Here is a 14,855-nt window from a genome sequence, read left to right as displayed (position 1 = left end):
TTATATTTCTTTTAGTATATCGTATATTTGTTCTGTATGTGTTGCATCGATTAAACTTTGACGGATATTATCATCCATTAGCGCTCTAGATAAACGCTGTAACAATTTCAAGTGAGTATCACTACTATCACTTGGTACTGCAATTAAGAAAACAATTTTTGGCAATGTGCCATCTAAGCTATCCCAATTCACGCCTTGCTTATTATTCATAACTGCTACGATTGGTTTTTTCACTGCATCTGACTTAGCATGAGGTATTGCCACATTCATGCCTATAGCCGTTGTCGACTCCATTTCTCGTTTTAAGACGTCTGCTTTCAGTTTTTCCGTATCTGTAATGTAATCATATTTATCTAATTGATCTACAAGATGTTCAATTGCTTCGTCTCTTGTCAATTTCTTCTCTGATATTTCAATTACCTCTTGCTGAAATACTTCAATTTCATCATCTGTTGTTGATTGTTTATCTTCTTTTTCTTCGGCGCTATTTTGCGCAGTTACTTCTGAATCATTCTGACTTTGTTCTGTCATTCCTGCTTCTGTATGCGCTGCATCTCCAGATATTGCTGGTGTTTTTCTTCTTAGTGTTAACACTGAGAACATTGTCACAACACTACCTACAATCACTGCTATAAAGAACCAGAGCACTTGGTCAATACCACCAAGCACAGCTACGATAGGTCCACCGTGTGCTACTCTGTCACCTACGCCACCAATTGCTGCAATCGCCGCTGCAATCATAGCACCTATCATATTAGAAGGTATAATACGTAAGGGATCTTGAGCAGCAAAAGGAATCGCACCTTCCGTTATACCAAATAATCCCATTGTAAATGAAGCTTTACCCATTTCTACTTCACCTTTATTAAACTTGCGTTTGTTGATAAATGTTGCAAGACCTAGACCAATAGGTGGTGTACATACTGCAACAGCAACCATACCCATGACTGCATAATTTCCTTCAGCAATCAATGCTGAGCCAAATAGAAATGCTACTTTATTTACTGGTCCACCCATATCAAAAGCAATCATTGCGCCAATAATCAACGCTAAAATTACGATATTTGTTCCTTGCATCCCTTTCAACCATGTCGTTAAGCCTTCAAAAATACTAGCAATCGGTGCGCCAATTAAGAAAATAAAAATGAGCCCTACGATAAGTGAAGATATTATCGGTATAATGATAATCGGCATAATTGGAGCCATTGCTTTTGGTATTTTAATATTTTTTATCCATTTTGCAATATAACCTGCTATGAAACCTGCTACGATACCGCCTAAAAAACCTGCACCTGCGTCACTACCATAAAAACTACCATCAGCAGCTATCGCACCACCAATCATCCCTGGCACAAGCCCCGGTTTATCTGCAATGCTTACAGCAATATAACCTGCCAAGATAGGAACCATAAAGCTAAATGCTAAATTACCGATATTTTCAATTGATTTCCAAAATGAATCTTCCGGTATTACTAACCCTTCAGGTGTGGCTTTGCCTCCTAAAGTCAATGCAATTGCCATCAATAGTCCACCAACAACGATAAATGGAACCATAAATGAAACACCATTCATCAAATGTTGGTATATCATTTGCATGCCACTTTTTTGCTCCTCATCATCTTGATTAGAAGCACCTGTCGCATTAGCTTCATGATGTATGTGTGCATCTTTATCGATAATACGTTGAATGAGTTCTTGTGGTTTATGAATACCTTCTCGAACACTTTCATTGATTAATAATTTCCCATCAAATCGAGATAAATCTACTTGGCGATCTGCGGCAATAATAATCCCATCCGCTTCTCTAATTTCTTTCGATGTCAAAACATTTTCAGCACCAACGCCTCCCTGCGTCTCTACTTTAATGTCTATACCCATTTCTTTACCTGCTTGCTCTAATTTCTCTTGAGCCATATACGTGTGTGCTATCCCATTTGGACACGATGTTATCGCTAAAATTTTCATAACGTTCATCCTCCTTACTCCTAATTGTAAACGCATTCACAAATAAATAAAAAAGACTAATTGCCGTTAGTAGTGGCAATTATTCTTTCACTAACTGAATTACTTTATCCCTTAATATTTGATCTTCAAGCACTAACAACTGATCTACATCATTTTCAGTTAAATTGGCTATCGTATGAATAATCTTTTTCATAGCTGGAATATCTTGTTCTGCTATTGCTAAGAAAAAGACTAATTTCGCTCTATTTTGTTTCCAGCCAAAACCCTGCATGTTTTTAAAAATAACCACGTGTGATTTCAGTACCTTTTCAGGATCGCCGTGGGGAATACTAATCCCATTTCCTATAAAAGTAGAAGAAAACTTTTCTCTTTCCAAAGCACTTTGGATATATTTTTCGCTAACTGAATGGTTCTCCCCCAAAATAATTTGCGCCTGTTCAAATACATAGGATGCTTCTGTTAGCTCTTGCTTGTCTGAGTGCACATCAAATTGAATGGCTGCTAATTCATCCTGATTTAGCACAGGATTTTGCTTATGCCGTATAAATGATTGAATTTTATTAGCATCTTCATTGGAAAATAATGGAGAAACCTCCATTACTTGTAATGTATCTGGCACCTGAAATTTATCTATAAAATGCGTCGTAATCAAAGCATCGACACCTGAAAAATCATACTGTGACACATTTTCTAATTTCAATGTATCTATCACGTGTATCCTATCATCTAAATTTGCTATTTTAGCTTCCAATAAACTTGAAATACCCAAACCATAGTAGCAAGTAATTACGATATTAAAACGATTTTTTTCATTACGATCTATTGATGATTGAAAATGTAATGCTAAAAATGCAATTTCATCTTCTACTAGATTTATTTTTGCGTCTTCAGACAGATGATTTACTGTTTCATATAATGTGTTAAAAACAAAAGGATAATGTTTTTTTATATCTTCAGTTAATGGATTGTTAATGTAGACATTTTTAGCAATACGTAAGTAGGTTCTACTAAAATGTGAATAAACATTGTCACGTAATGCTTTATCTTTTGTAAAATTCACTCCAACACTTTTTTCCATTTGATATATCATTCTATCGATATAACTTTTAACGAACACTTTTTCTAAGCCTAAATCGTATTTATTAAAATAGTAACTAATAAAAAATGAAAACAATTTAGCTGTTTCATCACTTAGACTATATGCTAATTTACGATTTATTTCGTCTATGCAATGCTGTGCTATAATTTGTGATTCTTCATCTACAACCCACGAAGCGTCATTGCCATTGTTTCTTTTAAAGATAATAATAAGATGTATGAGCAATTGTCGAATTCGAATATCGGAAGTTTGTATTTGGTAATCACTTAAGTTATTTTTAATAATTTGAAATATCATTTGGATATGTGCTTCCGGTATTTCATTTAGAATGAATTGCTCTACAGTCTGGTGTTTTGTAGAGAGCTGATTTAAATGGAGAATCGCATTTCTTATATTCATTTCGTTACCATTAACTGTAATACCTTTCTTCTTAGAAATATTTACATTAATATCAAATGAGGTACACCATGATTGTATTCTATTTAAATAGTCATTTACTTCTGATTTTGTTAAGTCAAAGTCATTTTCCAATTGATCAACAGTCATGGGTTGTTGATGCATTAGCAATTGGCACCCTATTTTCAACAGTATTTCACTTTCTTTATTCGTATATGCTGTAACGATTTCTGCTAATTGTTCTACACTATATAAGGTACGGTTCATTTTATAACCTCGACCCTTTACACTAACAATGAGTTCTTTCACTAACTCACTATTAATATATTTAATGTCACTTCGTACAGTTCTGTTAGAAACATTCAAGTAGTTCGCTATTTCGTTTGCACTTAAATAATCATTACTATTATTTAATATTAAACGAATCAGTTTAGCATGTCTTTCTTGCATAGCTGCACCGCACTTTCCACATTCTTACACGCCTTATTAGTAAGCGTTACCTATAATATCAAATACATTGTAGCTATAACTCATTATATAAGCAAGGAGTTCACTGTTTATTTAACATCACCTTAATTTCTGCTATAAATGCTTATTTTAAATAAAAAAGAGATAGCAACTGAATTTTTCATTCGTTACTATCTCTCAATTATTAATTTGTTACTTTACTAATTATTTGTTTTATATATCGATGCGCCTCTTTGAGTTGAGCAATTTCTGTTGGACTAAGTTGAATTTCAAACCTCTGTTTAATACCTTCACGTCCCACTAATGTAGGTAGGCTAAAGGCACTCTCATTCAAACCAAATTCATTACTTATTGAAGTTAACGGCATGATGCTCTGCTGGTTTAATGCAATTGCTTGTATTAAATAATTGACTACTTTCGATATCGCTGCATTTGTCCATCCTTTTTTATAAAACACATCCATAGATACCTGATCTATTTCTGAAGTTATGCGCGTTTTATCGATGGGTGGCGTATCCGTCAATTGTTGAAATTCATCTAATGTCATGCCATAAATTCTAACTTTACTCCATACAGGAACTGCATGTTGCCCATGTTCTCCAATCACAAACGCTTCAACATTCTTAGGGTCAACTTGGTAATATGTCGCAATCAATGTTTTAAATCGAGATGTTTCCAAAGATGTACCAGTACCAATTATTTTATGTGAAGGATACTGAGACACATTGCTCATATAAGTAATTGTATCTACTGGATTAGAAACTAAAATAACAATCGCATCTTGTGTCACTTGATTAATTTGTTTCATGACCCCTTCAATCATAATTCGATTACCTTTCGCAAGCAATACCCGGTCACCCTCATTAGGATCTGTTGGCACACTTGCTGTAATTACAATGAATGAGGCATCGGTTAAATCCTCGTAATTGCCCTCGCGAATATTGATGTGGGTTGAATTAGGTAAACCTTGCGTGTGCAAATGATCCAGTGCTTCACCACTTGCTCTTTCTGTATCTGTATCAATTAATACAATATCTGAGAATAAATTTAAATTTTGGACGTCTGTAAGTACTTGGCTTCCTACTTTACCAAGCCCAATGATTCCTACTTTGGACATTTTACCCCCGCCTTATTTATAGAATATTAATATATGGTACTTTTAATTACTATATAAAATGTAACCAATTTATTGTGTTATCTATGACAACCTATTTTTCATACGGAATGACGTCTTGACCGTATTCTTTTTTAATAAAGTCTTGTGTTTCTTTTGATTGTAGTACTTTAATTAACGTTTGATATTTTTTATCATCTTTATGGCCTTTTTGAACGGCGACTATATTTGCAAATGGTGATGATTTATCCTCAACTGCAATCGAATCTTTATGTGGTGTTAGTCCATTATCGATAGCATAGTTGGAATTCATAATAACTGCCGCGCCTTCTTTGCTGTTATATGTTTTTGGTAAAAATTCAGCACCTTGTTTGTTATTGAATTTTAAATCCTTTTTATTTTCTACAATATCCTCAAATTTTGCATCTTCAATATTTACGCCTTTTTTAATTTTAATTAAACCTTTATCAACAAAAAATGATAAGAAGCGTCCTTCTTCAGCAGGATTGTTCGATACATAAATTGTTGAGCCTTTAGGGATATCATTAATATCTTTATATTTTTTACTGTACACACCCATTGGCGTAGTTAAGACTTTTCCTACTTCTTCAATATTATAGTTATGATCTTCTTTTTCAGCTTTTAGATAAGGCACGTGTTGGAAAAAGTTTGCATCTACATCGCCTTTATCTAATAATTTATTAGGCACTTTATAGTCATTCACTGTCTTAATTTCTAATTCATAACCTTCTTCTTTCATTGCTTTTTTAGCGTGTTTTAGCACTTCGCCATGTGGTGCAGGAGACGTTGCTATCGTGATTTTTTTATCCTCACCTTCACCCTTTGAATTTCCGCACGCTGCTAATATAACTGCTAATACTAATAACGAAACTAAACTTATAAACCTTTTCATCAAATCTCTCCTTATAATTTGTTTTAATTTACGACTAAAGCTATGTATAAAAAAATACTTTCTCTTGGTTTTCAAGAGAAAGTATCCACCTTCCCTCATCTTTGAAAGTAAAATTACTTTCTGTGAATTAGCACCATTTCAAAAACGACGGTTGCTGGGCTTCATAGGGCACATCCCTCCACCACTCTAGATAAGAGTAAATCATATGTATTTGATTGTTTTAATCCTAGCATCGCACTCATGATTAGTCAATAAGTTTTTAGAAAATTCTAAATCATTTGTTTTCATAAATATTTCCACTTTCGTTCCATGTGAAACAATAATCATTCTGATAGTTAACTTTATAATTTGAGAAGCTAAAGAAAAAATAACACCTTAATTTAATATATACATCTACAATAATAATATAAAATATATATATAAATATGCGTAATAATTTTATGAAGTGGTATATATATATTAACAAGATAGAAATAATACATAACACGAGGAGTTGCATAATAATGAGAATTTTAGTCTTAGGAGCAGGTGGTATCGGGGGCTACTTTGGTGGTCGCTTAGCTGAAGGTGGTCAAAACGTTACATTTTTAGTACGTTCAAAAAGAAAATCATATCTAGAGCGTAATGGTCTATCTATTCATAGCGAAAAGGGTGACTATCACTTTAACCCTCAACTTATTACAAGAAAAGACCGTGTGAAACCATTTGACGTAGTGCTCTTGTCTTCTAAGTCTTATCATTTAGAACATGCGCTTGAAGATTTAACACCATTTGTTAACGGTAATACAGTGATTATTCCGTTACTTAATGGAATCGCACATCTACCAAAGTTACAATCAACTTTCGGTGAAAATAAAATTATGGGTGGTTATTGCGTTATTGAAACGACTTTAAACCCCGTTGGTGAAATCGTTCATACAAGTCCTTTTGACAAACTCTTTTTTGGTGAATTAAATGGTGATCAAAGTGAACGTGCTGAACAAATTGCTCAAGCTTTTTCAAATACCAAAGCTGAATTTATTTTAAGTTCAAATATCCAGCAAGGTATGTGGCATAAATATTTAATGATCACTGTACTATCAAGTCTTACTACACTCATGCATGCACCAATTGGACCAATTCGTGATAGCGTGGGAGGCGTTGATTTTATTGAGTCACTATACAATGAAGTCGCTTCAATTATGCGTACACATAGTGCGCCGATTTCGGATAATATCGTCGATCAATATATGAAATCACTGCCGAAATTATCTTATCACTTCAAGACTTCTATGCAACGAGATATGGAAAAAGGACTAAATATTGAAGCAGATCATTTACAAGGTTATTTGTTAAATTTAGCAGCATCATACCAATTAAATGCACCTCTGCTAACTACTGTTTATCAAAACCAAAAAGTATATAAAGAAATGCTTCAATAATAACTATTTAAAATCGTTGTTTATAGAACTTAATGAGCAGTTGCATAGTGCCGACAAAGTTGAAGACTTTGTCAGCACTTTTTTGTACACACTTTCAGCAGGCATGAGCCATCCTATAGTATTCGGCTAGTACTTTTCCCGCGGGGTCGGCACAAATCACTGCATTGATTCATTGATGTAACTAAATATAGGACAACAAATATATAAATGAATTAGCGAAAAAGAATTCTTCCATTTCCTTGTAAATTTAGCAAAGAAATTGATAAACAAAGATTATCTCAAGGAAAAACACCTATAAAAAATAAACCAAATGCTTTTATAGCACTTGGTTTATCTACGTTTTGAAACCTCTCATGACATAACATAATGAGTAGATTTATTATGTTATTTTTTCACTTTCATTCTTTTAAATCCTTTTATAATCAGTGGATAGAACAGCGCTAAAATAGTCATCAATGTCAATACGATACTAATTGGGGATGCCAAAAAGATATCTGCTACATTGTTATTACTCACTATTAAGCTTTTACGAAAATTCTGCTCCATATCTGAACCTACGATTGCTGCCAAAATTAAAGGCGCAGCCGGGAAATCTAATAATTTCATAACTAAGCCGATAATACCGAAAATAATTAGAATATAGAAATCAGTGATACTATAACCTAATGTATATGTACCGATAAACGCTAGCACCAAAATAATAGGATATAACACTTTGGGTGGTGTACGTAATGTTTTTAACAGTAATCCTATTAAAGCAATGTTCAAAATGACTAAGAATATATTACCAATAAACATGCTATTAACGAGTGTCCATATCGTTTCAGGCTCATTTGCAAATAATAAAGGTCCTGGTTGTAAACCTAGCATAACGACTGCACCTAAAATTACAGCTGTTGTTCCTGATCCTGGCACGCCCATCGTTAATAACGGGATTAAAGCACCTACGGAAGCAGCATTATTAGAAGCTTCTGGCGCAGCTACGCCTTCTATTTGACCTTTCCCGAAATTCTTGCCATTTTTAGATATTTGTTTTTCGGTTGAATAGCTTAACATTGCCGCAATAGAGCCGCCTGCTCCTGGTAATACACCGATTAAGAAACCAATAGGACTTTGGCGAAGCATAGCGCCTCTTGTGTTCTTTATATCTTCCTTAGATAATTTCATTGATCCTACATCAGCTTTAGGTGGTTTCAATGCATCTAAATGTAAATAATTATATAATACTTCTGCTACGGCATATACCCCAATGATAACGACTAAGAAGTTGATACCTTCACTTAAATGAGGTAAATCAAATGTGAAACGATAAATACTTGTTTGTAAATCAACACCTACCGTACTAATGATTAAACCAATACTTGTCGCAATGAACCCCTTGACCATCTTCCCTGACGATAAAGTTACAATAGCTGAAAGCGTAAATAAGAATAATAAAAAGTACTCTTGAGGACCAAATTTTAAAGCAAAGGCAGATAACGGTTTAGCTAAAATGATAAAACCAATAACTGCTACAATACCTCCAATTAACGAAGCTATAGCTGAGATCGTTAGGGCTTTACCCGCCTCTCCTTTTTTGGTCATTGGATAACCATCGAATGTAGCTGCAATGGCTGAGCCATCACCTGGCGTATTTAATAAAATCGAACTTCTCGAGCCACCATACATGGCACCATAATAAATTGAAACCATTAAAATCAATGCGCTTACTGGTTCCATACCAAATGTCACAGGTATGAGTACTGCAACCGCAGTCGCAGGTCCTAATCCAGGTAACATACCTACCACAGTACCTAGAAAACCACCGATAAGGACCCATAAAAGGTTCATCGGATGAAACGCTGTTGATAATCCTTCTAAAAAACTACCTGCATCAATCCCCATTTAAATCACCCTCCTTAAGGTAAACTGACATTCAATAATTGTGCGAATGTGTACCATGCAATGCCAGAAAAAATCACCGTAACTAAAATATTCTGTAACCATCTTTTATATCCGTTAATTAAGAACATAATGGCACCTAAGAATATAATTGTTGAAATTAAAAAGCCAAGACGTTCGAATATTAAAGCGTATATTACTGTTAAAACAATTGTTAAGACGATACGTATAAATGTTTTTCTCTCTAGTAATTGTGAAAAGGCTGTAAAATCTTCATGACGTTTTTTAAATTCTTGAAAAAAATAAACAATGCTCATTATCAAAAGCAATAAACCAACTAACATTGGAAAATACATCGGACTATTAGGATCGCCAATGTTCGATTTAGGTATATTTATAGTTAATACTAAATAAATAAGACCAAATAATATTAATAATACTGGAAAGACAAGTCGTGACATTTATACTCCCCCTTATTTCAGACCTGAATCTTCGACTAGTTTTTTATATTTCTTACGTTGTTCTTTTAAAAATTTCTCACTTTCTTCGCTATCTTTATAATAATTCTCCCAGTCGTTGTTCTTTCTTATTTTTTGCCATCTATCTGATTTCACTACATCTTGCATTGTTTCATCCCAATAGGCAATTTGTTCTGGTGTCATATCTTTCGGCCCCATCACACCACGCCAATGTGGAAAGACGACATCTACACCTTGTTCTTCCCAAGTAGGAACATCTTCGATGCCTTCAACCGGTTTATCAGATGTTACTGCTAACATTTTTAATTTTCCAGTCTGGTGTTGTTCTTTTACTTCAGAGACAGCAGTAGAAGCAACATCTACATGTCCACCTAATAAAGCGGTTTGTAAATCTCCTCCGCTTTTATATACAAGGAAATCGATTTTATCTACATCGACGCCATATTCCTTCGCTGCTTGTACAAAAGCTAAGTGGTCATTGTTACCTAAACCTGGTGCAACACCTATGGTTAAGGATTCTGGATCTTTTTTTAGCTTTTCCATCACTTCTTTACCAGAACTTAAATTAGATTGATTAGATGCTGTTAAACTAATCCACTCTGTTGCTAAAATCGCAATAGGTGTAAAGTCTTCTGTACCTAAATCACTTAATCCCAATTCCTTGTTAGATAATAATAAACTTGAGTTGATAGAAATCGTATTCGGCGAACGTGATTTTAAATATTGCCAGCCGACTTCTCCGCCACCTCCAGGTTTATTAATCACATTAACATTTTGTTTAGTTAAGTCTTCATCAATCATAATTTTTTGTATCGCACGTGCTGTAGTATCCCAACCGCCTCCTGGAGAAGCTGGCGCAACGATTTCTATCGTTTCATTGGGAAATTGTTTATCCGATGCACTCGAATTATTTTCTTTACCACAACTTGCTAGTACAACTGAAAAAATGATAATTAATATCCCCCATCTTTTCATCTTAATCCCCCTTCATTGAAAACGTTTACAAACTAACTTTATATTATCAGATAATTCAGTCTATTAAAACATTAATTTATGCCTTTTATGTTTTTCTTATTCAAAAGTTAACATTTTAAAAGTTATATTAAAATATTAATAAAGGTGCTAAATATTATTTAAAAAGTGCGTCAATAACCTCCATTATTATCACTTTATCTAGCAGTTAAAATAAATTGCTTAATTACAGTAGAAACAGGATATATTAAGTATAGTGCTTCTTTAAAATTCTATTTTAATCAAATATGTATTAATAAGAATTAAACGCATAATTTGGGGGGATTTACTATGGGACAGAATCATCCATTTGATAAAGCTACACAACTAACTGAAGAAACGCCGGGTGTTTATAAAGGCCATACGTCCGAAAAGTATGCCAATATGATTGGACCGTTTGGTGGCGTTATTGCATCTACGTTGCTTCGTGCTGTCTTAGAACATCCAGAACGATTAGGAGAACCAGCTTCGTTAACTATTAACTACGCAGCACCTGTAGCTGATGGCGATTTTAATATTAAAGCAACACCTACTCGAACAAATCGATCCACTCAGCATTGGTATATTGTGCTTTCTCAAAATGCTAAAACTGTTATTACTGGAACGGCTGTTACTGCTCAACGACGAGATACTTGGTCTACTACCGAGATAGCGTTCCCTAATGTGCCAGCTGCTGAAAATGTTGATTTTCCATCAATAGAGGGCGCACCACCTTGGTTACAGAATTATGATATACGAATTATTAAAGGGGCACCACTCGCATTATCACAAACACAATCTAACAATGCTCATGATTCTACGACACTTCAATGGATACAAGACAATCCAAAGAGAAACCTTGATTTTCTCTCACTTACTTCAATATGTGATGCTTTCTTTCCACGTATTTGGGTACGTCGTGAAAAAATGGTACCTATTGGAACAGTTTCGCTTACTATTTATTTTCATGCTGATTCAGAAACACTTAAAATGAATGGTAATCGAGAAGTCTTAGGCCATACACGTGCACTTAAATTCTATGATGGCTTCTTTGACCAAACTGGAGAAATATGGAGTTATGACGGAAATTTACTCGCGACAACGAGTCAATTTGTTTATTACAAAGAATAAACATTTTAAATTTCATGAGAATTAAAAAGAGCTATAAAGCATCTACAACATAGATGCTTTATAGCTCAATTTATGAATTCTTTTAATGACTTACTTCTTCACTTTGAAAATGCCCACCATGATATTGGTCTACATATTGATAATCATGTTCTGTACGTGCTTTCAAAATTGCATTTCTTAATAGATTATTTACTTTATTTTTACCATGTATGATTTCGCCCCATACACGTGCATTTTCTTGTACAAATGTCGTGCGTGGTTTACGCTCTTCTTCAAATTCTGTAAATGCCTTTTCATAATTCGTTTCATGTTTTTCTAACATATCAGCCATGAATGATGCATCTTCTAAAGCTTGGCATGCACCTTGAGCAAGATATTGTAACATTGGGTGTGCGGCGTCACCAATTAATGTAAAGTTACCTTCTGACCATTTATCAATCGGCTTACGATCAAACATTGGCCATCTTTTTTGTCTTGAAATATAGGAAACTGCAGTTTGCACTTTATCACATGTTCCAGAGAATACTTCATCCATTTCTTCTGGTGTGCCCCAATCATCTGCTAGTTCATTACCTGGTTGATAGTTTTTACTTTTAAACACAACAACTTGATTATAAAGTTCACCTTTACGTACTGGATATTGTACAACATGCATATCAGGACCAATCCACATATAAACATCGTCTAAATTACCAATATTAGTAACTTCTTCCATTGGAATTGCACCTCTATATGCAACATATCCTGAACAAATAGGCTCGTCATCAATTAAATAACCACGTGTAGTAGACCATAAACCATCTGCACCGATAACGGCATTTGCTTCATGACTATCACCATTTTTAGCTGTGACTTTTACATCTCCGTTGCTTTTTGTTTCTATATTTTTGATGTATTGATTTGTAGATAATTCCACATTAGGATGTTCTTCACATGCTTCTAATAAAATACGATGCAAATCAGAACGATGAAGTACGATATAAGGTGCACCATATCTCTCACGATAAGTCGAATCGATGTCTAGCGCAGATAATTCTTCACCTGTAAATGCGTTCATTAATACTAATCGTTTTGGAAAAACAGCTACTTCATTAATCTTATCCATTACGCCTAATTTTTGTAATACATTCGTACCATTCGCTGCAAGTTGGATACCCGCGCCAATTTCTTTAATTTCTGGTGCCTTTTCTAAAACCTTAACATCATTTCCATTCTGAGCAGCACCCAAAGCTGTTGCTAAACCTCCGATACCGCCGCCAATAATGATCATTTTTTTATTTTCATTACTCATGATGTTTACCCCCTTGTTTTAAAAATCAACTTTCAATATATAATGATTAAATTTTTTTGTATCATCAAATACGATTAACGAAAATCCCCTGTGAATTCGTCTATTATTTTTTGATGCCCCTTATTTTCTTCTAAACTATCTCCTCTTTCTAACTCAAAACGATCCATAATTGGAATATCATTTACTGAGAATAAATATGAATCTTCACTTGCTACATGTTCATGCCAATTCCAGTTTGGTACTACAAAGTAATCCCCTTTTTTCCAATTAAATTTCGTACCATTAATAACAGTATAACCGGACCCTCTATGCACACAATAAATAACTGAGTGTGTATGTCTATGTGCTTTTGTATGATGTCCTTTAGGTAAATGTGTCATTCTAGAGCCAACGGTTGGGTTGGCAGATTTTCCTGTTGATGGATTAATATATTCAACTGTAAATCCATCATATGGATCAGAATCAAAGTTCATCAAACCATTGATTGCATCTACAGTGCGATCCCATTTATAGTTAGCCAGTGGTGCTACATCAAATTTGTCATCACCTATTGGACGTACCATTCCACCTCGATATCTTTTTTCAGAGAAGTTATCTGGAACATCAGGTTGTTGTAATCCATCTTCGTATGGTTCAAAGAACGTACCACCTAGATTATAAATAGTAGGAATATCTAACGCATCCATCCATATCATTGGTTCATCACCTAAATGGCCATGACCATGCCATAAATTTTTAGGCGTTGTTAAAAAATCCCCTTCTTCCATAAATATACGTTCACCTTGAACAATTGTATAAGCGCCCTCACCGTCAGTTATAAATCTGAGTGCACTTTGCGTATGACGATGCGAAGGAGCTTCTTCTCCTGGTTGCAATAATTGCACCGCTGCATAAAGCGTCTGAGTAGTTGATACATGTCCCCATGGTTGACGATAAGTTAAACCTGGATTTTGAAAATAGATAGCACGACGCTCGCCACCTCTGTCAGGCGTAAATATTTCCGCTGCCTCTGATAATTTTTTCTTCAACAATTCACCACTCCATAAATAAGCTTGTGCATGTGATTGTGGCGTCTTATTCATTACTTCAGGAATAGCTTCCCAAAGAGGTCCTAAATTATATTGTTGAATATCTCGTGTAAAATCTTTTACGTCACTGTCTTGTAAGAAACTTCCTTTATCTGCCATAAAAAATCTCCCCTTTAAAATATAATTTTATTCAGGCACTTTACTTAAATTTCTTTTAATTTGTCCAAGATGCTTTTCAATATGCTCATCAATAAAATGTTCAATAATAAATGAAACTGGTTTATTACCAAACTTTTCGAAATTTCGATGTGGGTTTTCTTCTGTTAAACGGCTTTCGTCAATTTTTGAAAGTCTTTCATTTACTTCGTCTTTCAAATTCGAAATTGATTGTATAACATTTTCAACATTTAATGCTTCTGGGTTAGACACTGCTTCTAATCTAGCTTCATCTTTCAAACCTCTTCCCCATTTTGAACCCGGTTCTGATAATACTGTTGCAGTTTCGCTTAACCAATATGAAGTCGCTTCTTTAACATGATTTAAAATTTGTAAAATAGACCATTCATCTTCTGTTGGGTTCCAACGTATTGTTTCTTCTGGTAATCCATATACTTCTTCTAAAATATTATCTAAAGTATGTTGAATTGATTCGATATACGTTTCTATTTTCGACATTTTA

The 14,855-nt window shown here is 34.3% G+C and carries 12 protein-coding genes and 1 riboswitch; of the genes, 2 read left to right on the top strand and 10 right to left on the bottom strand.

Going from position 1 to position 14,855, the window contains the following annotated elements; translation table 11 throughout:
* The 4 genes from MHB47_RS01745 to MHB47_RS01730 all read right to left on the bottom strand — a co-directional run bounded on the left by MHB47_RS01745 (position 1) and on the right by MHB47_RS01730 (position 5,955).
* Positions 1 to 1,965 carry a fructose-specific PTS transporter subunit EIIC gene (locus MHB47_RS01745; RefSeq protein ID WP_340754672.1) on the bottom strand — a complete coding sequence of 655 codons (1,965 nt, stop codon included), beginning with the start codon at positions 1,963 to 1,965 and terminating at the stop codon, positions 1 to 3.
* A 79-nt stretch (positions 1,966 to 2,044) separates the two neighbouring features.
* The gene (locus tag MHB47_RS01740; protein WP_340754670.1) at positions 2,045 to 3,910 is read right to left on the bottom strand and encodes a BglG family transcription antiterminator; all 1,866 of its coding nucleotides are present in this window, start codon (positions 3,908 to 3,910) and stop codon (positions 2,045 to 2,047) included.
* Positions 3,911 to 4,112: 202 nt separating this feature from the next.
* A complete protein-coding gene (locus MHB47_RS01735; RefSeq protein ID WP_340754668.1) occupies positions 4,113 to 5,045 on the bottom strand; it encodes a lactate/malate family dehydrogenase in 933 nt (310 codons plus the stop codon).
* Positions 5,046 to 5,136: 91 nt separating this feature from the next.
* On the bottom strand, positions 5,137 to 5,955 hold the full coding sequence (locus tag MHB47_RS01730; RefSeq protein ID WP_340754666.1) for a MetQ/NlpA family ABC transporter substrate-binding protein: 819 nt from the start codon (positions 5,953 to 5,955) through the stop codon (positions 5,137 to 5,139).
* A gap of 92 nt (positions 5,956 to 6,047) precedes the next feature.
* Positions 6,048 to 6,152: riboswitch (SAM riboswitch) on the bottom strand.
* A 306-nt stretch (positions 6,153 to 6,458) separates the two neighbouring features.
* Between MHB47_RS01730 and panE the strand changes: the two genes are divergently transcribed.
* On the top strand, positions 6,459 to 7,376 hold the full coding sequence (gene panE, locus MHB47_RS01725; RefSeq protein ID WP_056935960.1) for a 2-dehydropantoate 2-reductase: 918 nt from the start codon (positions 6,459 to 6,461) through the stop codon (positions 7,374 to 7,376).
* A 384-nt stretch (positions 7,377 to 7,760) separates the two neighbouring features.
* Here the strand turns inward: panE and MHB47_RS01720 are convergent, their stop codons facing one another.
* The 3 genes from MHB47_RS01720 to MHB47_RS01710 are packed head-to-tail and all read right to left on the bottom strand — an operon-like array spanning position 7,761 to position 10,711.
* Complete coding sequence (locus MHB47_RS01720) at positions 7,761 to 9,260, bottom strand: tripartite tricarboxylate transporter permease (RefSeq protein ID WP_340754662.1); 1,500 nt, start codon at positions 9,258 to 9,260, stop codon at positions 7,761 to 7,763.
* 14 nt (positions 9,261 to 9,274) lie between these two features.
* A complete protein-coding gene (locus tag MHB47_RS01715; RefSeq protein ID WP_340754660.1) occupies positions 9,275 to 9,718 on the bottom strand; it encodes a tripartite tricarboxylate transporter TctB family protein in 444 nt (147 codons plus the stop codon).
* Between the two features lie 12 nt (positions 9,719 to 9,730).
* On the bottom strand, positions 9,731 to 10,711 hold the full coding sequence (locus MHB47_RS01710) for a tripartite tricarboxylate transporter substrate binding protein (protein WP_340754657.1): 981 nt from the start codon (positions 10,709 to 10,711) through the stop codon (positions 9,731 to 9,733).
* Between the two features lie 327 nt (positions 10,712 to 11,038).
* Between MHB47_RS01710 and MHB47_RS01705 the strand changes: the two genes are divergently transcribed.
* A complete protein-coding gene (locus MHB47_RS01705) occupies positions 11,039 to 11,857 on the top strand; it encodes an acyl-CoA thioesterase (RefSeq protein WP_340754656.1) in 819 nt (272 codons plus the stop codon).
* 82 nt (positions 11,858 to 11,939) lie between these two features.
* On the opposite strand, the gene MHB47_RS01700 is transcribed toward MHB47_RS01705, so the two are convergent.
* The 3 genes from MHB47_RS01700 to MHB47_RS01690 form a co-directional block, all read right to left on the bottom strand.
* Positions 11,940 to 13,148, bottom strand: coding sequence for an FAD-dependent monooxygenase (locus MHB47_RS01700; protein WP_021338835.1), 1,209 nt, complete (start codon positions 13,146 to 13,148; stop codon positions 11,940 to 11,942).
* A 74-nt stretch (positions 13,149 to 13,222) separates the two neighbouring features.
* Complete coding sequence (locus MHB47_RS01695) at positions 13,223 to 14,335, bottom strand: cupin domain-containing protein (protein WP_340754654.1); 1,113 nt, start codon at positions 14,333 to 14,335, stop codon at positions 13,223 to 13,225.
* A 27-nt stretch (positions 14,336 to 14,362) separates the two neighbouring features.
* Positions 14,363 to 14,851 (bottom strand): DinB family protein, encoded by a 489-nt coding sequence (locus tag MHB47_RS01690; RefSeq protein ID WP_340754652.1) that lies wholly within the window; start codon positions 14,849 to 14,851, stop codon positions 14,363 to 14,365.
* Positions 14,852 to 14,855: the final 4 nt, after the last annotated feature.

The organism is Staphylococcus sp. FSL K6-3157, from assembly GCF_038005145.1.
In the GTDB taxonomy this organism is placed as follows: Bacteria; Bacillota; Bacilli; order Staphylococcales; family Staphylococcaceae; genus Staphylococcus; species Staphylococcus equorum.
The sequence above is the reverse complement of the archived record's forward strand: the minus strand, read 5'-3'. Positions and strand labels throughout refer to the sequence as shown.

Bases quoted from the DNA above. Each gene is read 5' to 3' on its own strand.
- MHB47_RS01690 (WP_340754652.1), bottom strand. From the start codon at position 14,851: ATGTCGAAAATAGAAACGTATATCGAATCAATTCAACATACTTTAGAT.
- MHB47_RS01715 (WP_340754660.1), bottom strand. From the start codon at position 9,718: ATGTCACGACTTGTCTTTCCAGTATTATTAATATTATTTGGTCTTATT.
- MHB47_RS01745 (WP_340754672.1), bottom strand. From the start codon at position 1,965: ATGAAAATTTTAGCGATAACATCGTGTCCAAATGGGATAGCACACACG.
- MHB47_RS01710 (WP_340754657.1), bottom strand. From the start codon at position 10,711: ATGAAAAGATGGGGGATATTAATTATCATTTTTTCAGTTGTACTAGCA.
- panE (WP_056935960.1), top strand. From the start codon at position 6,459: ATGAGAATTTTAGTCTTAGGAGCAGGTGGTATCGGGGGCTACTTTGGT.
- MHB47_RS01730 (WP_340754666.1), bottom strand. From the start codon at position 5,955: ATGAAAAGGTTTATAAGTTTAGTTTCGTTATTAGTATTAGCAGTTATA.
- MHB47_RS01720 (WP_340754662.1), bottom strand. From the start codon at position 9,260: ATGGGGATTGATGCAGGTAGTTTTTTAGAAGGATTATCAACAGCGTTT.
- MHB47_RS01705 (WP_340754656.1), top strand. From the start codon at position 11,039: ATGGGACAGAATCATCCATTTGATAAAGCTACACAACTAACTGAAGAA.
- MHB47_RS01740 (WP_340754670.1), bottom strand. From the start codon at position 3,910: ATGCAAGAAAGACATGCTAAACTGATTCGTTTAATATTAAATAATAGT.
- MHB47_RS01735 (WP_340754668.1), bottom strand. From the start codon at position 5,045: ATGTCCAAAGTAGGAATCATTGGGCTTGGTAAAGTAGGAAGCCAAGTA.
- MHB47_RS01700 (WP_021338835.1), bottom strand. From the start codon at position 13,148: ATGAGTAATGAAAATAAAAAAATGATCATTATTGGCGGCGGTATCGGA.
- MHB47_RS01695 (WP_340754654.1), bottom strand. From the start codon at position 14,335: ATGGCAGATAAAGGAAGTTTCTTACAAGACAGTGACGTAAAAGATTTT.